The sequence below is a fragment of the Pseudoalteromonas sp. A22 genome (genome assembly GCF_018141345.1).
GTDB classification, from domain to species: Bacteria; Pseudomonadota; Gammaproteobacteria; order Enterobacterales; family Alteromonadaceae; genus Pseudoalteromonas; species Pseudoalteromonas maricaloris.
In genome coordinates this window covers 436,960-457,584 of sequence record NZ_CP047238.1, presented here as the reverse complement: position 1 = coordinate 457,584, position 20,625 = coordinate 436,960, and the positions used below count along the sequence as shown (strand labels likewise).

Below are 20,625 nucleotides of genomic sequence, written 5' to 3'. Positions count from 1 at the left end.
TCCCTCCTACGGTGTTGTTATTAGAAATCTAATTTTTCAATAATTTGGTTTGCAACTACTTTAGCGCTTTGCTCATCCGTACGAACAACGTGATCTGCCACTTCTCTATATAGTGGTTCACGCTCATCGGCTAAGCGCTCTAGTACGTCACGTGAGTCTTCACTGGTTTGTAGTAATGGACGACGCTTATCACGCTGAGTACGAGCTACCTGTTTTTCGATCGGCGTTTCTAGGTAAACAACAATACCGCGCGCAGACAACTTATTGCGCACTTCTTTGCTGATCACAGAGCCACCACCTGTTGCTAACACAATGCCTTGCATTTCTGTTAGGTCAGAGATGACGCTTTCTTCACGCTTGCGGAACCCCTCTTCGCCTTCAATATCGAACACCCAAGAAATATCCGCACCTGTGCGGCGCTCAATTTCCTGATCCGAATCGAAAAATTCAAGGTGTAATTGATCTGCAATGTGACGACCAATCGTGCTTTTACCAGCCCCCATCGGGCCTACTAGAAATATATTACGTTTCTCAGCCATATCTTTTTAGTACAAACGAACTCTAAAATTTGAAATAAAACCCCGCCTAACGACCTGGCCCCAAAATTAAGGAGGGGATTATCTCAGTAATCCGTGAACAATTTCAAGTCAAACCACGCAAAAAGCGTAATACTTTTACTGTCAACGGGCCTATAAACTGTCTTGAATGATCTTAGGCGTCACAAATATCAGCAATTCTCGCTTTTCGTTAATATCACGAGAGTTCTTAAACAATAGACCTAAATATGGGATATCGCCCAAAATTGGGATCTTACTTACTGCTGTTTTCACTTCTTGCTGATAAATACCACCCAGTACGATAGTTTGACCATTTTCGACCAGTACTTGTGTTTGGATCTGTTGGGTGTTGATCGCTGTCGCCGGGCCATTCGGCGTCTGCACGGTATCACCTTTAGTGTCTTGTGTAATCACTAAGTCGAGAATTATTTTATTATCGGGTGTGATTTGCGGTGTCACCTCCAAGCTTAATACCGCTTTTTTGAAGCTTACCGTTGTAGCACCACTTGACGAGGCCTCTACGTATGGGATTTCTGTACCTTGCTCAATACGCGCCTTTTTCTGATTAGCGGTAGTGATGCTTGGCGTTGCGATTATCTCCCCCTTGTTCTCTTGCTCCAATGCAGACAACTCGAGATCAATCAACGTACCATCCGCCAATTTAGCAATGTGCATACCAATACTGCCTGCAGGGACCCCTTTTACGCCTAAATTAACATTTAAGCGATTCTCCAAAGACGGAATATTGCCATTGGATAGCGCATTAGCACCGTCTAGCGTACCAGAGATAGCATCACTGCCTTGCTGATCGCTAAAGCCCCAACGAACGCCTAGGTCTTCTTGTACGGTATCATCCACAGTAACCATACGCGACTCAATACGCACCTGTTTTACCGGCACATCTAAGGTTTCAACCATCCGACGCACACTTTCAATGCTACGCGAGGTATCTTTAATCAATAAAGTGTTGGTACGTTTATCAACGGACACACTACCACGATGGCTAATAATAGAATTGATATCGGTTTTAAGTAAGTCAGCAAACTCTTCCGCTTTTGCGTAATTAAGTTGAATATATTCGCTATATAATGGCTCTAGCTCTTCCACTTGCTGGCGCGCTTGTAATTCTTTGGCTTCTCGCGCTGCAAGTTCTTCTGATGGTGCAACCATCAAAATAGAACCATCCATACGCTTATCTAGCCCTTTCACACGTAACACAACATCAAGCGCCTGATCCCAAGGTACACCGTCTAAACGTAGGGTTATATTGCCAGATACAGTGTCACTCGTTACTAGGTTAAAGTTGTTTGTATCTGCGATGATCTGTAGTACAGAGCGAATTGGAATATCCTGGAAGTTCAACGTGATCGGCTGACCTTTATACTCTTTTTTATCGCCAAAGGTTTTATTACCTTCGTCTTTCTCAACTGATAACGTAAAGATGTTATCGAGCTGTTGATAGGTAAACTTGAATGCCGCATTTGGCTCAATCACAATGCGGCTTTTATTGTCTTCTTTAAAGGTCTCGATACGAGATACTACAGTGCCAAAATCTAACACATCAAGTTCATATAACAGGTCTTCCGCAATATCAATATGGTGGAAGTCAGCAATGATTTTGCCACCGCGCTCTTGTACATCAATAGCCGCTTGATTGTGCTCTAGAAACGCAAGTACCTTCGCCTCACCTTTCTCACCGCGACGAAAATCGATAGCTTGAATTTGGTTAATAAATGCGGTGACTTTTTGACTTTGATCTTGTTCAGAGACAATCGGTTTGTTAGATACTTCCACTATCACAAGATTATTCTTAACCTCGGTTTTATATAGCTTCAGCTCATCCATGTTGATGGAAACGGCAAAACCGCCATCTCTGAGTTCACTGGTAATGCCTTGAATGCCCGCCTTGTTAATGCTCAATGCTTTTAAGCTCTCTTCAAACTCAGCCTGCTGAAAAAATAATTCGATACTAGCACTTTCACCAACAACTCGAACTTTTGGCTCTGTATTGAGTTTTTCGTCAAACACCAGTTGTAGCTGGGTTTCCCCTGTTGGCACAGGGTTATAGCGAATGTCATACAACATAGGAATGGCATGCGCAATTGACGAAAGGCCAACTAAGGCTACACCGAGCACGGAACGCCATAGTGTTCGAGTGCTTTTAATAGTTGATTTTATAACGTTATTGTTAGTATTCACTCGTGCCACCTTGTTCCGCTTCTAACATTTCCACTTTTGTTAGCCTTTCTTTCCAACACCCCGTTCCATCTGGGATCAATTCTAATAATTCTAAATGATCAGCATGTACACTCAGCACTTTGCCATGATACAAACCCATATATTCACCACGTTTTACACGATACAAGCCTTGCGTCGCCGCTTCGATTAGCGCCCAGCGACCATCAGACTTGGCAATAATGCCTTTCATACGCAGATTATCCAAAGGAAACTTCTCTAACGGATAACGATCTCTATCAGGATCTGGGTGTAAGCAGTTTTTAATTTGAACTAGTTTATTTTCAATCACTTCGGGCTGTGGCGCAACAAAAGGGCTACGTAACTCCGAAGCGCTATACTTAAACGGTTCATAATTTTGCATTTCAGGTATAGGCTCGATTTTTGGCGTTGAGCTTGCCTTTACCTGATCAATAAATTCTTTTTGTTCTGCCGTACTATCATTACAACCTGAGATGAACAGCAATGTGGTTACGCAGAGCACTAACCGGATCATTTCTGACCTCCTTGCTCATAGCGATAAGTTTTTGCCACAACACTAAATACTAGCTCGCCGTTTCCTGCATTTTCGATTCTAAAATCGTGTAGGCTGACTATGCGAGGTAACTCAGATACTTTACTCACAAACTGACCAAATTCATGATACTTACCAATCACCTCTAACTTAATAGGCAATTCAGTATAAAACTCTTTGCGTACCTCTGGCATCCAGCCAATTTTTAGGAAGGTTAATCCGCTTGAGGTACCAACGTAAGTCAGATCATCAAGTAACCCAGGCGTTTCGTTGGAACTTGGCAATCGTCTCAACAGCTCTGTAAATTGCGCTTCCATATCAATCATTTGCTGTTTATATAGCTCTAGATTGTTTGCTCTTGCGTATTTTATTCGGTAGCTCGTTCTCAGCTCTTGCTCTTTTTTAACCGCTTGATCGTAACGGTCTATTGAGCTTGAAACCATCAGGTTATAACCCAATACCATCATTAATAAAACCACCAGAACGGAACATAAAACTTTTACAGGAAAAGGCCAATGACCTATGTTGTCGAGCTCCAGCTCATTCCAATCGATTTCTTTTAAACTGTTTAAGTCAAAATTCATGCACTGTGCCTCCGCCCTACTTCGCTTTATCGGCTAAGTGGATGTCTTCATGAGACTTAACATAAAAATGCATCGTAAAATCACTCAGTAATTTTGAACTTTGCTCACCGGCTACTATGCCTTGGATCACAGGTCGCTCTAATAAATAAGACGATTCAACTTGTCGTAGCATTTGCGATAAACGGTTATTTGATTCACTACGACCAATGACTTTGATCATATTGTCTTGCCGTTCAAGACTGGTGAGATAAACCCCAGCCGGAACTACTCGTGCTATTTCATCGATAATTTGCGTGCCAAGGCTACGATTAAGCTGCAATTCTTCAATCAGCCGAATACGACGTTGCAAATTTTCTTTTTGCTTATTCAAATCGTTAATCGCGACTATCCGGGAATCTAGTTGAGAGATCTCACTTTCGAGATAGCGGTTTTTAATTTCTTGCCCAGTTTTTAAGCCGTCATAAAAACTACCAAGCATGTACATTATCAATAGACAAGCCGCGATGATCACCGCAATGATAGTCAAAAAGATTTGTTGCGATGCTTGCCTTTGCTGCTCGCGCCAAGGAAGTAAATTTATATGTGGCATGATGAGAAGCTCCTTAATGCCAAGCCTGTCGCTAAGGCAAACTGCGCTTTATGCTTTTGCAGCACATGCCTATCTACTTTTGGTGCGATCTCCATGTCGGTAAACGGGTCTGCCACTATTGTGTGGATCCCAAGCTCGTCAATGAGTAGCTTATCTAAGCCATTCACCAACGCCGTTCCCCCCGTCAACACGATGTAGTCAATATGATCTTTACCACTGGTCGTCATAAACATTTGCACCGCTCGGCGAATTTGCTGCAGCATAGAAGTTTGAAAAGGAGCCAAGACTTCAAAGGTATAGTTTGGCGGTAAATCACCCGTCGTTTTCGCCAGTTCCGCTTCATCGTAGGTTTTGTTGTAATAAGCAACAATGCTGTTGGTATATTGCTCACCACCAAACACTTGGTCACGGGTGTAAATCGTTTTCCCAGATTGAATAACGCTTATCAACGTAAGCACAGCGCCAATATCTATCATTGCTACGATTTTATCAAAGGCATCCGTTGGCAGTTCAGGGTAAATGACATCCATGGCTCTACTTAGTGCGTAGTTTTCTACATCAACAACTTTCGCTTTGAAACCCGCTTCTTCCAATGCGCCTACCCGTGCTTGCACGCTTTCAGTACGCGCAGCAGAAAGCAGCACATTCATTTTTGACGGATCGGCTTCGTTTACTCCAATTTTTTCAAAATCTAGACTAACTTCATCTAACGGGTAAGGGATCAGGCTATCTGCTTCAATCGCTATCTGGGACTCGAGTTCAGCATCAGTTAATGACACATCCATAAAGATCACTTTTGTAATCACGGTTTGACCGGATACGGCAACTGCTGCATATTGCGTGAGCTTTGGAATGCGCCGCTTCATTTTAGTTATCGCGTTGCCGATCGCTTCAATGTCTTGAATGGCCCTTTCATTTACTGCTCCTTTCGGAATAGGTTCAATCGCAACGGCTTCTACTCGGTAGCTGGAACTTGTCTTCGACAGCAACACCGCTTTGACACAATGGGAACCGATATCGATCCCTATCATCAGAGGTGCTTGTTTTTTTAGTAGTTGGCTCAGCATGTGAAGCGCCCGTTTCCTTTTAAGACTGTGTACCATAAAAATTTAGCACACAAAAATATTAATCGTTTTTTAATCAAGATATACTAGCAGTGTCTACCTGTAATTGGGAGTCTAACTAGGGATAATTCCGTGAAATTATTGAAAAGATTTTTACAATTCGTTTTTGTTTGTACCCTTTTAGGCGTGTTGACACTTATCAGTCTTTATTATTATGTCAAATCTGACATACCAAGTGTAGAGGTTTTGAAAGATGTTCAACTACAAACACCCATGCAAGTCTTTACACGAGACGGAAAACTCATCAATCAGTTTGGTGAAAAGCGCAGGATCCCTGTACGTTTGCAGGATGTTCCACTTCCCATGCGAAAAGCATTCTTAGCGACAGAAGACAATCGCTTTTACGATCATTTCGGCATTGACCCGATAGGTATCGTCCGCTCCGCTATAGTGCTTATCACCACAGGGCAAAAAAAGCAGGGAGCCAGTACGCTCACCATGCAACTTGCCAGAAACTTCTTCTTAACAAGAGAGAAAGCCTATATTCGTAAAGTGAAAGAAATCTTTATTGCGTTGCATATTGAGCAACTATTAACGAAAGATGAAATTTTTGAGCTTTACTTAAACAAAATTGAACTAGGCAATCGCGCCTTTGGTATCGGTGCAGCAGCACAAGTCTACTACGGTCGCTCACTATCAGAATTAACTTTAGCAGAAATGGCAATGATTGCAGGCCTGCCAAAAGCGCCTTCTGCGTTAAATCCAATTCGTAACCCAGAGCGCGCACAATTGCGCCGGAATGTTGTGCTCGGACGAATGCTTGCTGAAAAGTATATTACCCGCGCAGAATATGATGAGGCGACACAAGCTCCTATCACGGCTAAATTCCATGGCGCCGAAATCGAGCTGTATGCACCTTATATTTCTGAAATGGTTCGCGCCTATATGGTCGAACGCTACGGTACTGATAAAGCTTATAACTCAGGCATGAAAGTTTACACCAGTGTGGAGTCTGACATGCAACAGGCTGCTCAGCATGCATTAGTTGATAATTTACATGCCTACGATATGCGTCACGGCTTTAGAGGCGCAGAAGAAACCTATTGGCATGCTGAGACGGGATCGCCGCTAAGCCATGAAGGTATTATTACTCGCCTTAAAAAGGTCAATGAAATTGGACCGTTAAAAGCCGCTGTGGTGCTGAGCATTGCAGAGAAAACGGCCGACCTGCTCTTAAAGACCGGTGAACAAATTACATTGGAATGGTCAGGCTTAAGTTGGGCCAGACAATACATCAGTGAGACGCGTCAAAGCTTACCACCAAAAACAACCGCAGATATCCTCGCGCCGGGCATGCAAGTGTTTGTCCGTAAACAAGACGACGGCTGGATGTTAAGTCAGTTGCCACAGGCATCCAGTGCTCTTGTCTCACTCGACCCGCAGGATGGGCGTGTAAAGGCGATTGTGGGTGGCTACAGCTTTGAGCTTAGCCAATACAATCGTGCTACCCAAGCTAAGCGTCAGGTGGGTTCAAACATCAAACCTTTTATTTATTCATCCGCATTAGAAAATGGCTATACCCTAGCCACCATTCTTAATGACGCCCCGATTAATCATTGGGACAGAAGCGTTGGCGTGGCTTGGCGTCCGAAGAATAGCCCTGAAGTGTATAACGGCCCAATCCGTATTCGTCGAGCGCTTGCACAATCGAAAAACGTGGTATCTGTTCGTTTGATCAAAGGTGTTGGCATAAATAAGGCTGCTGATCATTTGCTTAAATTTGGTTTTCAAGACGCAGATATTAATCGCAGTGAGTCATTGGCGCTTGGTAGTGCTGCACTGACTCCTATTGAAATGGCGCGCGGCATGGCCACTTTTGCCAACGGCGGTCACCTCATTGAGCCGTACTTTATCGATAAAATTACCGACTCATTCGGCACTGAGCTGGGTTCGGCAGAGCCGTTATTGGTCTGCGACGAGCAGCAGCTGGAAGAACAACCTGAGCGCTGTGCACCGCAAGTAATTTCGGAGCAAAACGCATTTCTGATTGCTGATGCGCTTCATAGTGCAATCTGGGGTGGCGGTAGCTGGAAACACGACACGGGTTGGAGCGGCACAGGCTGGCGTGGTCAGTGGTTAAAACGTCGTGACCTTGCTGGAAAAACGGGTACCACCAATGACTCAGTAGATACTTGGTTTACGGGCTTTAACCGCAATGTCCTCACCACAGTTTGGGTTGGCTTTGATGATGCGAGTAAATCCTTGGGTCGTGCGGCCTACAACGCTAACCTTGGTAATAATCAACTTGTTGGCGCAGAAGCCGGCGCGATTTCAGCACAACCTGCTTGGATAGACTTTATGCGTGAGGCACTTAAAGATGAGCCTTTGGCTCCAATAGAGCCGCCTCCTGGGCTTATTTCAACTCGGATTGATTTAAAGACAGGGCTTTTGTCTCGTAAGAACGATTACACATCTCGGTTTGAATATTTCGAGCAAGGTACAGCGCCAACCAAATATGTATTAGATACGAATAGCAGCACACCGTTTGACGATACCGCGCCGCTACCGACTCACGAAGAGTTATTCTAAAATAAAAATCTAAAATAAAAATGCCGATACAGATGTATCGGCATTTTTGTCTTATACCAGTTGTATTATATCTATTTTCTTAAAAGAGTTATTTTAGATTTTGCGTCAGCCAGAATAAATCGGAATGTATTCCCGCAGCTGTCACTTCTTTACCTGCCCCGGGGCCTTGGATCACCAGTGGGTTTTGTTCATACCATTTAGTGTGGATCACAAAAATATTATCACCCGGTGTTAAATTCGCGATTGCCGAGCCGTTTGGTACCTGTGCAATGCCTACTTTTGCAGACACTTTGCCATTGCTTGCAATTTCAAGTGCACCAGTATAACGAAGCGCTGCGTCATTCGCTGTGGCCTTCGCATAGTGTGTCGCATAAAAGTCATCGAGTTGCTGGCGATTTTCTAAAAACGTTTGCCATGAACCCACACTCAAGGACTCAGGCATTAACGCTTCTAATTCAATATCTTCAAGCTCAAGTTCAATGCCTAACTCTCGTGCTAAGATCAAAAGCTTACGCTGCATATCACGGCCAGATAGGTCTTCTCGCGGATCGGGCTCAGTAAAACCAAGTTCTTGCGCCCCAAGCACTAGCTCAGAAAATGCTTCAGAACCATCATAGCGACTACAAAGCCAAGATAAAGTGCCGGAAAAGACGCCTTCAATTCTCACCACTTCATCGCCACTATTTTGCAGATCAGCCAACGCAAAGTTAATGGGTAGACCCGCGCCAACACTGGTGTTGTAACGCCATAACAGGTTACGCTCTTGTAACTGCTGACGCAGCTTGGAGTACCAACCTTGTTGTGCCGTACCGGCATATTTATTAGCGCTGATCAAATGGCAGTCATGTTCAACAAACTGCGGATACAACTCGCTGAAACGCTCGCTCGCAGTAATATCGACCACCACTTTATGCTCGTAATCTAGCTCTTTAATACGAGTGAATAGCTCTGCTTCATTATATTCGATGGCCTCATTTTGCCATTGCTGTTGCCACGATGCTAAATTCAACCCGCTTGGACAGAACAACATTTGCCTAGAACGCAGTAAGCCAACCAACTTAAGATCAAAGTGCTCACTCAGCTTAGCGACTTGGTTTTTGCATTGTTCGATAAACACTTCACCCACATTGCCAACACCAGCTACAATCACAGCAAGCTCTCTGCCTTTATTCACCAAACGTTCGTGCAATATAGCAAGTAGATCGCTATCAATTGCTTGATCGGTTAACACTAAGCTGTAATGGCGCTCTTGCAGCACAAAACGGGTGACAATCGCATGTTCATCCAATAATTCCAGAGCTTGCTGATGTAACCCAGCAACATCCTGACTTGGGGCTACAATAGCAAAGCCTTGTACTTGCGACTCAATAATATTGGCTCGCGAATCCAGCGCTTTGATCACAACATGGCTAAACTCAGATGGCACCAGTAAGTGTGCCTCTCCGCCTTTAACAAAATGATGAATGCTATGCTGAATAAGCTGGCTTAGCTGTTTCACTTCACCACTTTTTAGCTGCTCAACGCGTAACAGGTCAAGTTGTCCAAAAGTGGTAATAAAGCGCTTCTCTTTGCTATAGCCTGCCTTTACTATCTCAGTGCCAAGTGCATCGGCGTCAAAGCTGCTGCGAACTTGTAGTTTTATATCGGTATCTTTAAGTGGAGACAGCGTTTTTGCATGCAGTACCGGATTGCCTAATCGTGCGAGTAATTCAGCTTGGCCACGACATACCTTAGTGTATTTTATGGCATTAGCGACTTTACGTGGATCTGTGCTGAATACACCAGTTGTATCCGTCCAAATTGATACTTGAGCCGCATCAAGATAACTTGCCAACAAAGTTGCGCTATAGTCACTGCCATTTCGGCCTAAAGTCACCGTTTCACCTTGTGCATTTGCAGCAATAAAACCGGTAACGATATAGATAGCGTGATCATCAATGGCGCGATAGCACGCTTCTTTGTTATGGGCGTGTAGTAACACCCCCTCTTGTTGTACAAATAACGTACGAGCGTCGATAGCTTTGGCTTCAACACCTTGAGAGCTTAGGTAGTTTGCTAATATACGAGCCGACCATAGCTCTCCATGTGCAAGTAAACTCGCGTAGTGAAGCAGCTGTTCTTCTCGCCCTAAAGCGATTGCTTGCAGCTCATTGACGAGCTGTTTGAGTAACACACTGTGTTGTTCACCTACAAACAGGGCATCAATTAATTCTCGTTGATGATTTTCAACTTGTAATAAAACATCGTTGAATGCGCGAACATCTTGCTGCTCAAAGCTTTGCCATAACTTCACTAGGGTATTCGTTGTTTTTCCTGCAGCAGAAACCACAACACTGTCACCTAGTTGACATTGCTCTAACACTATCTTGGCAACTGCCTGATAACGCTCTGGCGAGCTTAAACTCGAACCACCAAACTTATGTACTACTTTTGCCATTTACTCACCACAACGCTACTGTATGTGCAGGCGTTAATTTGAATGACTTAGCATCATCACTCGCCTGACTTTCATCAATACATGCAAATCCTGATTCCAGATCTGCAATTAGATCCTGTGCATCTTCAATGCCTACAGAAATACGAATCAACGTGTCGCCCACTCCCGCTTCTAAACGCGCTTGCGGATCCATACCTGCGTGTGTCATCGTCGCTGGATGGCAAATAAGACTCTCAACCCCACCTAAAGATTCTGCCAATGAAAAGTGTGTTAGAGACGTTAAAAACTTCGCTGATGTTTGCAGATCGCCTTTGATATCAAAGCTCACCATGCCACCAAAGCCGAGCTGTTGTTTTTTCGCAAGTTCGTGTTGAGGATGCGACTCAAGGCCAGGGTAATAAACTTGGCTAACATACGGCGACTTTTCTAAATACTCCGCAATAAGCTGAGCATTTTCTTGATGTTGGCGTAAACGCACGTTTAAGGTGCGCAGTCCACGTAGGGTTAGGTAACTATCAAAAGGTGCACCTGTAATACCGATATTATTCGCCCACCAAGCTAACTCATCACCCAACTCCTGTGTACGCGCGATCACCGCGCCCCCCACGACATCAGAATGACCATTGATATATTTAGTAGTTGAATGCACGACTACATCTACGCCAAAAGCAATGGGATTTTGTAGTGCCGGAGACAAGAAGGTATTGTCGGCGGCGACCAAAGCCCCCACAGCGTGTGCTGCATTTACGACAGCTTCTATATCCGTTAGCCTTAATATTGGGTTACTTGGTGTTTCAATCCAAACTAATTTAGGTTTGATCTGCTGCAGCTGTGCAAGACTTTCTGATTGTGTGAGATCCAAGACGGTTAATTTGAGCAATCCACGCTTAGCAAGCGATGTAAACAAGCGATAGCTACCACCATAACAGTCATGTGGAATAACCAGCGTATCGTCATGGTTAAGTAGCTGAGTTACTAGGTGAACGGCAGCCATGCCAGTCGCGGTAATAATGCCACGAGCACCACCTTCAAGTTCGGTAAGTGCCTGTGCAAGCACATCACGATTAAAGTTACCACTGCGGCCATAATCGTAGTTGCGTTTGGTATCAAAATCGGCAAAAGAATAGGTGGTAGAAAGGTAAAGCGGTGGCACTACTGCCCCATGTGCTTTATCAGCTTCTATACCATGACGCACTGCAACCGTCGATTTGTTAACTTGACTCATAAGGTCACCTAGATAGTTGGATGTTTAGACGTCTAAAAGGTTAGAGCAACAGAAACTAGAAGTCAAAACATTTATACTGCTAAATGGCTAAATAACTAGTATTTGACTATCTTTTTTAAACCGATAAAATTTCGCCACTCTAGGCGTTGCTAATACGACTGAGTTATTGAAAACTATGGCAGAGATTCTTCTATCTCGCTATGGCGGATTAGTTTATTCATCTATTTGAGTTTGGGATTTATCTTTAATTCGTAAGGTTATCCCTATATTCATGCGGTTGGTGAATAATGTAGACCAGAACCCAGTCATATTGGCATTGATGTAACTGAGGCAAGTACACAATTATGGCAAAATGGAACGGTGAGTATATTCACCCATATGCAGAACACGGTAAGAAAGCAGAGCAAGTAAAAAAGATCACGGTGAGCATACCTCTGAATGTACTCAAAGTGCTAACTGATGAGCGTACACGTCGCCAAGTGAATAACTTACGTCATGCCACGAACAGTGAGCTTTTATGTGAGGCGTTTCTACATGCCTTCACAGGTCAGCCACTGCCGAGCGATGAAGACTTGAGAAAAGATAATCCAGAGCGTATTCCGTTAGAGGTAAGACAAATAATGGAAGAACGCGGTTTGGAGATCCCAGAAATAAACGAAGAGTGATAACTACTCTTTTTCTGTGGACTTACAGACACAAAAAAAGCCTCAATCGAGGCTTTTTTCATTTGGATAATACCAATGGTATTATTCCATATATCCAGCTGGCATATCGATTTGTGCCACACCTGATTCAATTGCAGCTACCGCTACCGCTTTTGCGATACGAGGTAACAAACGCGGATCCATTGGTTTTGGAATAATGTACTCAGGACCAAACTCAAGACTATCCACGTCAGCCGCTTTTAACACTTCAGCAGGCACAGGTTCTTTCGCAATCGTTCTAATTGCTTCAACCGCTGCAATCTTCATTTCGTCATTGATAGCGGTTGCACGTACATCAAGCGCACCACGGAAGATAAACGGGAAACACAGCACGTTATTTACTTGGTTTGGATAATCTGAGCGACCTGTCGCCATGATCAAATCATTACGTGCACCGTGTGCAACTTCAGGGCTGATCTCAGGATCTGGGTTAGAACAAGCGAATACCACTGGCTTGTCAGCCATTAACTTTAGATCTTCAGCAGAAAGTAAGTCTGGGCCAGAAACACCAACAAATACGTCCGCATCCGCAATCACATCTTGTAACGTACGCTTATCCGTGTTGTTTGCAAACAGCTCTTTGTATTCATTTAGGTCATCACGGCGAGTATGGATCACGCCTTTTCTGTCTAGCATATATATGTGCTCACGTTGAGCACCGCATTTGATCAGTAATTCCATACAAGCGATAGCGGCTGCACCCGCGCCAAGACACACAATAATCGCATCATGAATATCTTTACCTTGAATTTCCAACGCATTCAGCATACCCGCAGCGGTTACAATTGCGGTGCCGTGCTGATCATCATGAAAAACAGGAACGTCACAACGTTCGATTAGCGCACGCTCAATTTCAAAGCACTCTGGCGCTTTAATATCTTCAAGGTTAATACCGCCAAATGTGTCTGCGATATTTGCCACCGTATTAATGAAGTCTTCGGTGGTGTTGTGCTTAACTTCGATATCGATTGAATCAAGACCCGCAAAACGCTTAAATAATAGCGCCTTACCTTCCATAACAGGCTTTGACGCCAAAGGACCTAAGTTACCCAAGCCAAGAATTGCCGTACCATTACTGATCACCGCAACCATATTTCCTTTACCCGTGTAACGGTATGCATTCGCCGGATCAGCCGCGATTTCACGTACTGGCTCTGCAACACCTGGGCTGTATGCAAGTGCTAAGTCTTTTACGGTCTCGGCAGGTTTAGTGAGTTCAACACTGATTTTACCTGGAACGGGCTTCTCGTGATAATCTAGAGCTTGTTGACGAAAATCTGTCATGGCGCGATATTTTCCTACGAAGTTAATGTGAGAGTGTGGTAAACGTTCGCATTCTGAATGTTGGCAACCTATCAGACTGGTTACAGCAACACACAGTGCGATTAACTATATGAGCGACGACATTCAACCACTCAACAAGCGCATATGCTTTGCTGTCGCGGTATGTCAATAGGACATATAGTTAATCGACCGTATTCACACAATACCGAGTTTTGCTCATTATTCAAGTAAAATCAGGTCTATCCACTAGCACGGTATTTTCTATACTTTTCCGAGAAGATAAGCTCAATTTTAAGAAAGATTTCACAAATAAAATGACTAAAACTTAAAAAATAAGACGCTAAAACCAGCACAAAATGTAGAAAATTAGCACAAATGTACACTAACTATAAAAACAATAAGAAAATAGCAACTTAGCTAATTTTAACGTCAAGATACCGACATTTAATCACAATATACTGACTTTGGTTTATATTAAGTGCTCATACCTGATACTATTTACTATATGAGCTTTGATTATTTTCACAACTTAAGCTCGTAAATATTCAGTATTTATCTACTAAATAGAGTTTTTACTCTACTCAAGAGATCAGTAAAGTTTTGCTGCCAAACTGGCAAGTTTTTTATTTTAGAAGAATAAAAGACACAATAAGACGGGAAGACTGACGGTCTATCTGCTGATGCAGAATAGGATGTATAAATCGAGAAGGTATTTTCAAACCGGCACAAAAAAAGCACCCTAAGGTGCTTTTTTCGACTAGACCAACAAGATTACTTCTTGCTGCTAAGTGCACCGAAACGCTTGTTAAAGCGATCTACACGGCCACCTGTGTCAAGGATCTTCTGCTTACCAGTGTAGAACGGGTGACATGCAGAACATACGTCTAGGTGAATATCTTTACATAGCGTTGAACGAGTTTCGAACTTGTTACCGCAAGAGCACGATGCAGTGATCGTCTCGTAATTAGGGTGAATACCTTCTTTCATAGCAACCTCTAGTTAAGGCCGTATCGCTCTCCAAACCCGAAGTCTGGCACCATACGTAGTTATACAAAAATGTGGACGCGTATTTTAGTGCCTATCTGAACAATCTACAAGCAATATTTCAGAGTTTTTTGTCACCGTCGCAGAGTACGTTTTCAATTCGTACCACCTTAGGTATATACTTCGTCACTGCGCTCACTTTATGGAATTGTAATACATGCTCATTCTTGAAGTAGCTTTAAAGCTGCCACTGCACCGAACATTCGACTATTTGCTAGCACCAACCATGCAAGTTGAAGCAGGAATGAGAGTCACCGTCAATTTCGCCAACCGTCGTTGCACTGCAATTGCGCTTGCTAAAAAAGACGACACCGATGTACCAAAAGAAAAGCTCAAGCAAATTATTGAGGTGTTGGACGAGCATCCTGTCTTTAATCAAGCACAACTTAGCTTCTTACACTTTGTCTCTCAGTATTACTGTCATCCAATTGGCGATACCTTATTCACAGCACTACCGGCAGTACTTAGAGACGGTGGAAGCCCAGACAAAACTCAGATCCCAGTCGTCAGATTAACGGAAAAAGGGCAGAAACTACCAACACTGCGAGCCAAAAAGCAACAAGCACTGCTTTCACAATTATATGAAGGTGGCGCAATAAAATTAAGCGAACTCAAAGCGCTCGGATTTGCAAGCCAAACAATTAAAGCATTGGAAGAAAAAGCGCTTATCTCACAATCTATTGAGCATGATAGTGATTGGTCGCAAAACGAATTACAGCTTGGCGAAAAACCACGCCTAAACGACCAACAAGCGACTATTTGCAGCGCCGTCAATGCACAAGTCGGTTACCGTACCTTTTTAATCGAAGGTGTAACGGGAAGTGGTAAAACCGAAGTCTACTTACAAAGCCTTGAAAACATAATAAAAGCGGGTAAACAAGCACTGATCTTGGTGCCTGAAATTGGACTCACACCGCAAACAGTCAACCGCTTTAAGAAGCGCTTCAATAACCTGCCCATTGATTTATGGCACTCAAATCTAACCGATAACGAGCGCCTACATACTTGGCGTCGCGCCGAAAAGGGTCTGAGCGCTTTGGTTATCGGTACTCGCTCGGCCATTTTTTTACCATTTCAAAATCTCGGCATGATCATCGTTGACGAAGAGCACGACAACTCGTTTAAACAGCAAGAAGGCCTGCGCTATCACGCCAGAGATCTCGCTGCATTTCGAGCGCATCAGGCACACTGCCCTTTGCTTTTAGGAACCGCAACACCGGCATTAGAAACATTACACAAAGCCATTACCAACAAATACCAACTCGTCACACTGAGTAAACGAGCGCAGACCCAGCACGATAACCAATTTCACCTTGTAGACATGAAAGGTCAGCCAGAACAAGGCGGGTTTTCAGCAATGAGTTTACATTGGATGGAAAAAACACTCGCTCGCGGTAAGCAAGTTATGGTGTTTCTAAATCGTCGAGGCTTTGCACCAACATTGATGTGTCACGAATGCGGATGGCTTAATACCTGTAAACATTGCTCTACCAGCGCCACGTACCATAAAAACATGAACCGCTTGGTATGCCATCATTGTGGTGAACAGGACTTTGTACCGAGACAGTGTCCAGATTGCGGCAGCACCCAAATCATGCCCACAGGGCTTGGTACAGAACAACTCGAAGGCTTTTTAAGCGAACGCTTCACCGATATTCCCGTTACTCGCATTGACCGAGATTCTACGCGCCGTAAGGGCAGCCTTGAAAGCGCACTCGAAGAAATTAATCAAGGTGGCGCGCGAATTCTGGTCGGCACTCAAATGCTTGCCAAGGGCCACCACTTTGCCGATGTCAGTCTTGTGATTATCTTGGATGTGGACTCAGGACTTTACTCTTGCGACTTTAGAGCAACCGAGCAAATGGCGCAGCTTATTACGCAAGTTGCTGGACGAGCCGGACGCGCCGGTGAAGCGGGAACCGTGTTATTGCAAACGCATTTTCCAGAACATCCATTATTGCAAGATTTAATCAATAATGGTTATGGCGACTTCGCGCGATATGCCTTACAAGAGCGTGAAGAAGCTATGCTTCCCCCTTCGCACACTTAGCTATCATCCGCGCCGAGGCAACAAATATAAATACAGTATTGCGCTTTTTGTCGGATTTGGTTCCAGCTACCCCCTATCCTGGTATACAATTGCTGGGTCCAATTCCAGCACCACTTGAACGAATAGCTGGAAAGTTCAGATATCAATTACATATACACGCACAACAACGCACTGTGCTGCGGGACTACCTTTCGCAACTTGCGCGCTATATTGCTACGCATGAGTCTGCCAATCGAGTACGCTGGAGCATAGATGTTGATCCAATGGATAGCTATTAAAATCAAATAACCTATGGCACAGCACGATTACATCAATAAGAAACCTAAAGGCAAGGGGAAAGACAAGCCAGAAAAATCGGCAAAATTTCCTGTTATTGCTGCTATTTTTGCATTTCTACTAATCGGTGGGTTTGCCTACGGTCTTTGGTTTATAAAAACCAATGCCGATCCTACAGAAGTAGAGCAAGCCAAAAATCCGCACCCAGTTGCCGAGCAAAAGGTTATTAAACCAAAGCCTCGCCCACCTGAGTTCATTGAAGAAATTAAAAATCATGAAATCAAGGTCGAAGTTAAAGAGATCGAGAGCAAAGGCCCCTATCAAATGCAGTGTGGTTCATTTAGAACCCATAGCCAAGCCGAAGCCATGAAAGCCAAAGTTGCGTTTGCTGGATTAATCGCGGAGATCCGTCGTACCGAAGGGAGTAACGGTGTCTGGTATCGTGTCCGTCTTGGTCCCTACGATACCAAACGTTTAGCCGAGAGCGATAAAAACAAATTGCAGCGTGTTGGGATATTTGGCTGCGGGATTTGGGGCTGGACTTGATTTTTATAAGTCTACCCATATTTCCTACTAATCTAGAGTTACACGGGCACAGGCCCAGATAAGGATTACTATGACTACCATCGTTAGTGTTCGTCGCGATGACAAAGTGGTTATCGGCGGTGATGGCCAAGTTTCGCTTGGTAACACAGTTATGAAAGGCAACGCACGTAAAGTACGTCGTCTATACAATGGTAAAGTACTGGCAGGTTTCGCTGGCGGTACGGCTGATGCATTTACATTATTTGAACGCTTTGAAGCAAAGCTTGAGATGCACCAAGGCCATCTCACTAAAGCAGCCGTAGAAATGGCAAAAGACTGGCGTACCGACAGAGCATTAAGAAGGCTTGAAGCCCTACTTGCGGTAGCCGATGAAACCGCCTCGCTTATCATCACAGGTAACGGCGATGTGGTGCAGCCAGAGCATGATCTTATTGCTATCGGCAGTGGTGGTAACTTCGCACAGGCGGCTGCAACCGCACTACTTGAAAATACAGACTTAAGTGCGAAAGAAATCGTGGAAAAGAGCCTGAAGATCGCTGGCGATATCTGCGTATTTACCAATAATTTCCAAACTATCGAAGAATTGTAATAGGACTCGTCATGACAGCTATGACTCCAAGAGAGATTGTGCACGAGCTTGATCAACACATTATCGGTCAGGACAAAGCCAAAAAAGCCGTCGCGATTGCACTGCGCAACCGTTGGCGTCGTATGCAGCTTGATGAAGAGCTGCGTGCAGAAGTTACACCAAAGAATATTTTGATGATCGGCCCAACAGGTGTGGGTAAAACTGAAATTGCCCGCCGTTTAGCAAAGCTTGCTAACGCGCCATTTATCAAAGTAGAAGCTACTAAGTTCACCGAAGTGGGTTATGTTGGTAAAGAAGTTGAAACCATCATCCGTGATCTAGTCGAAGTTTCTTTTAAACTAACACGTGAACAGCAAACCAAGAAATTCAAATTCCGCGCTGAAGAAGCCGCCGAAGAACGTATTTTAGATGCACTTTTGCCACCAGCAAAAGACGCTTGGGGTGAGTCTCAGCCAAATGAAAATTCGTCAACACGTCAAGTATTTCGCAAGAAGCTACGTGAAGGTCAGTTAGACGACAAAGAAATTGAGATCGACATCGCAGAAACGGCGCCTCATGTTGAGATCATGTCTCCTCCTGGTATGGAAGAAATGACCAGCCAGCTACAGAGCATGTTCCAAAACATGTCGGGTGACAAGAAAAAGAACCGTAAGCTGAAGATTAAAGAAGCACTTAAGCTATTGATTGAAGAAGAAGCTGCAAAGCTTGTTAATCCAGAAGAGCTTAAAGAGCAAGCTATTGAGTCAGTTGAACAAAACGGTATCGTGTTTATTGATGAAATCGATAAAATTTGTAAGCGTGGTGAATCTTCTGGCCCAGATGTTAGCCGTGAAGGTGTACAACGCGACTTACTACCACTTATCGAAGGTTCAACCGTTAATACTAAACACGGTATGGTAAAAACCGACCACATTTTATTTATCGCGTCAGGTGCGTTCCAAATGGCCAAGCCGTCGGATTTAATCCCTGAACTACAAGGTCGTTTACCTATTCGCGTTGAACTAGAAGCACTGACTGCGGGTGATTTCAAACGTATTCTAACTGAGCCAAATGCATCTCTTACAGAGCAGCAACAAGCGCTACTGAAAACAGAAGACGTCACTATCGACTTTACCGATGACGCTATCACCAAACTGGCTGAAGCTGCATATCAGGTCAACGAGAAAACTGAAAACATCGGTGCGCGTCGCCTTCACACTGTGATGGAAAAACTGATGGAAGAGATTTCATTCGATGCCAGTGAAAAGGCCGGTGATACCTTGACGATTGATGCCGCCTACGTTGAACAGCATTTAGACATGCTTGTTCAGGATGAAGATTTAAGCCGCTTCATTCTGTAAATTAAAATCAAAAGCGGAGCCTTGCTCCGCTTTTTGAGTTATACCAATTATGTATCAAGTCACCAAACTTCATTATCATACGCTCAGTAAAGTGCTCGATGTTTATTTTGAGGACGGCCGCTGTTTTACGCTAAGTGCCGAATTCTTACGAACACATTCACCATCAGCCGAAGTGCAAGGACATAGTCCAGCGCAAAAGCAACTCGTGCTAAACAAACAGAATGTCACCATAAAGAAAATTGAACCCGTTGGTCACTATGCTGCACGCTTTGTTTTTGATGATGGCCACGACTCAGGGCTCTACAGCTGGCAATACTTATACACTATAGCTACACAACACGATGCGCTATGGCAGGAATATGTAAACGCTGTAGAAGAATATAAAACCCAAAAGGACAGCGTACCTATCAAGTTTGTGCCTTAACCAAACCGCCATAGCAATGCATGCTGCTCATGGTATTGAATAAAGTCATTCTTAAATGCAATGTACTTCTCCATATCCTGGTTACAGGCGTTTACAGCTTCTTGCTTAACCCTAGCGTATTGCCTCGCTATATCTGGAAAAGTAATTAAATAGTCACGAAAGGCAAGGTGACGTTTAACTCCATCAGAACCGGCTAAAAAAGCATGCAGATGATGAGTTCTAGACGCTATGCCTTTACGAAAATAACGACGCCCAGCAATACCAAACTCTCCCATTATCTCATAACCTAAATCACGCAGTTTTTCTGACTCTATGTCTAATTTATCTAAGTCATTTACTTCCAATAATACCAGTTGTATTAAGTAAATGATCTATCTTGAAGCGGGGAAATAGCTTTAGTAGCAAGGCAAAAATTTTACTATTTAGTTGTTCTAAATGAGAAATTTTTAACGAAGCTAATATGCTATTTCACCCTTCAAATTGATTAGAGAATTAATTCAATTGGTATAACATATCAACTATTGGTTTAGCACACAGCTGTGGCACCGATGTACTGCCTATATGATGTAAAGCT

The 20,625-nt window shown here is 43.8% G+C and carries 17 protein-coding genes and 1 pseudogene; 7 read left to right on the top strand and 11 right to left on the bottom strand.

All coding sequences use genetic code 11. The features are described from left to right. Positions 1-20: 20 nt before the first annotated feature. The 6 genes from aroK to GSF04_RS06880 form a co-directional block, all read right to left on the bottom strand. A complete protein-coding gene (aroK, locus tag GSF04_RS06905) occupies positions 21-539 on the bottom strand; it encodes a shikimate kinase AroK (protein WP_010607062.1) in 519 nt (172 codons plus the stop codon). Positions 540-689: 150 nt separating this feature from the next. Then, positions 690-2,756: a type IV pilus secretin PilQ family protein gene (locus GSF04_RS06900; RefSeq protein ID WP_211859110.1), complete on the bottom strand. Its 2,067-nt coding sequence runs from the start codon at positions 2,754-2,756 to the stop codon at positions 690-692. Further along, positions 2,746-3,288 (bottom strand): pilus assembly protein PilP, encoded by a 543-nt coding sequence (locus tag GSF04_RS06895; protein ID WP_211859109.1) that lies wholly within the window; start codon positions 3,286-3,288, stop codon positions 2,746-2,748. Before GSF04_RS06895 ends, GSF04_RS06900 begins: the two co-directional genes overlap by 11 nt. After that, positions 3,285-3,890 carry a type 4a pilus biogenesis protein PilO gene (locus GSF04_RS06890; RefSeq protein WP_010607059.1) on the bottom strand — a complete coding sequence of 202 codons (606 nt, stop codon included), beginning with the start codon at positions 3,888-3,890 and terminating at the stop codon, positions 3,285-3,287. The genes GSF04_RS06895 and GSF04_RS06890 overlap by 4 nt, the downstream gene beginning before the upstream one ends. A 16-nt stretch (positions 3,891-3,906) precedes the next feature. Beyond that, positions 3,907-4,479: a PilN domain-containing protein gene (locus GSF04_RS06885; protein ID WP_211859108.1), complete on the bottom strand. Its 573-nt coding sequence runs from the start codon at positions 4,477-4,479 to the stop codon at positions 3,907-3,909. Next, on the bottom strand, positions 4,467-5,546 hold the full coding sequence (locus GSF04_RS06880; RefSeq protein WP_211859107.1) for a pilus assembly protein PilM: 1,080 nt from the start codon (positions 5,544-5,546) through the stop codon (positions 4,467-4,469). Before GSF04_RS06880 ends, GSF04_RS06885 begins: the two co-directional genes overlap by 13 nt. A 129-nt stretch (positions 5,547-5,675) precedes the next feature. On the opposite strand from GSF04_RS06880, the gene GSF04_RS06875 reads away from it, so the two are divergent. Further along, on the top strand, positions 5,676-8,132 hold the full coding sequence (locus tag GSF04_RS06875; protein WP_211859106.1) for a PBP1A family penicillin-binding protein: 2,457 nt from the start codon (positions 5,676-5,678) through the stop codon (positions 8,130-8,132). Between the two features lie 88 nt (positions 8,133-8,220). On the opposite strand, the gene metL is transcribed toward GSF04_RS06875, so the two are convergent. Both metL and metB read right to left on the bottom strand, forming a co-directional pair. Then, positions 8,221-10,569: a bifunctional aspartate kinase/homoserine dehydrogenase II gene (gene metL, locus GSF04_RS06870; RefSeq protein ID WP_211859105.1), complete on the bottom strand. Its 2,349-nt coding sequence runs from the start codon at positions 10,567-10,569 to the stop codon at positions 8,221-8,223. 4 nt (positions 10,570-10,573) lie between these two features. Next, entirely contained in the window at positions 10,574-11,794 is a 1,221-nt protein-coding gene (gene metB, locus GSF04_RS06865; protein WP_211859104.1) for a cystathionine gamma-synthase, read from the bottom strand. A 344-nt stretch (positions 11,795-12,138) separates the two neighbouring features. Between metB and metJ the strand changes: the two genes are divergently transcribed. Beyond that, positions 12,139-12,459 carry a met regulon transcriptional regulator MetJ gene (metJ, locus tag GSF04_RS06860; protein WP_010368921.1) on the top strand — a complete coding sequence of 107 codons (321 nt, stop codon included), beginning with the start codon at positions 12,139-12,141 and terminating at the stop codon, positions 12,457-12,459. 81 nt (positions 12,460-12,540) lie between these two features. On the opposite strand, the gene GSF04_RS06855 is transcribed toward metJ, so the two are convergent. Beyond that, positions 12,541-13,782: a malic enzyme-like NAD(P)-binding protein gene (locus GSF04_RS06855; protein ID WP_069020522.1), complete on the bottom strand. Its 1,242-nt coding sequence runs from the start codon at positions 13,780-13,782 to the stop codon at positions 12,541-12,543. Positions 13,783-14,553: 771 nt separating this feature from the next. Beyond that, entirely contained in the window at positions 14,554-14,769 is a 216-nt protein-coding gene (gene rpmE, locus GSF04_RS06850) for a 50S ribosomal protein L31 (RefSeq protein WP_010607053.1), read from the bottom strand. A 214-nt stretch (positions 14,770-14,983) separates the two neighbouring features. On the opposite strand from rpmE, the pseudogene priA reads away from it, so the two are divergent. From priA to GSF04_RS06825, 5 genes and pseudogenes are all read left to right on the top strand, one after another. Continuing rightward, positions 14,984-17,154: pseudogene (gene priA, locus GSF04_RS06845) on the top strand (primosomal protein N'). Between the two features lie 13 nt (positions 17,155-17,167). After that, positions 17,168-17,698, top strand: coding sequence for an SPOR domain-containing protein (locus GSF04_RS06840; protein ID WP_211859103.1), 531 nt, complete (start codon positions 17,168-17,170; stop codon positions 17,696-17,698). A 70-nt stretch (positions 17,699-17,768) separates the two neighbouring features. Then, positions 17,769-18,287, top strand: coding sequence for an ATP-dependent protease subunit HslV (hslV, locus tag GSF04_RS06835; protein WP_010368932.1), 519 nt, complete (start codon positions 17,769-17,771; stop codon positions 18,285-18,287). An 11-nt stretch (positions 18,288-18,298) separates the two neighbouring features. After that, positions 18,299-19,627, top strand: a complete 1,329-nt coding sequence (hslU, locus tag GSF04_RS06830; protein WP_010607051.1) for an HslU--HslV peptidase ATPase subunit — start codon at positions 18,299-18,301, stop codon at positions 19,625-19,627. 49 nt (positions 19,628-19,676) lie between these two features. Then, on the top strand, positions 19,677-20,051 hold the full coding sequence (locus tag GSF04_RS06825; RefSeq protein WP_017217265.1) for a DUF971 domain-containing protein: 375 nt from the start codon (positions 19,677-19,679) through the stop codon (positions 20,049-20,051). Here GSF04_RS06825 and GSF04_RS06820 read toward each other — a convergent pair. Continuing rightward, entirely contained in the window at positions 20,048-20,395 is a 348-nt protein-coding gene (locus GSF04_RS06820; protein ID WP_051020062.1) for a GrpB family protein, read from the bottom strand. The genes GSF04_RS06825 and GSF04_RS06820 overlap by 4 nt on opposite strands. Positions 20,396-20,625 lie beyond the last annotated feature (230 nt).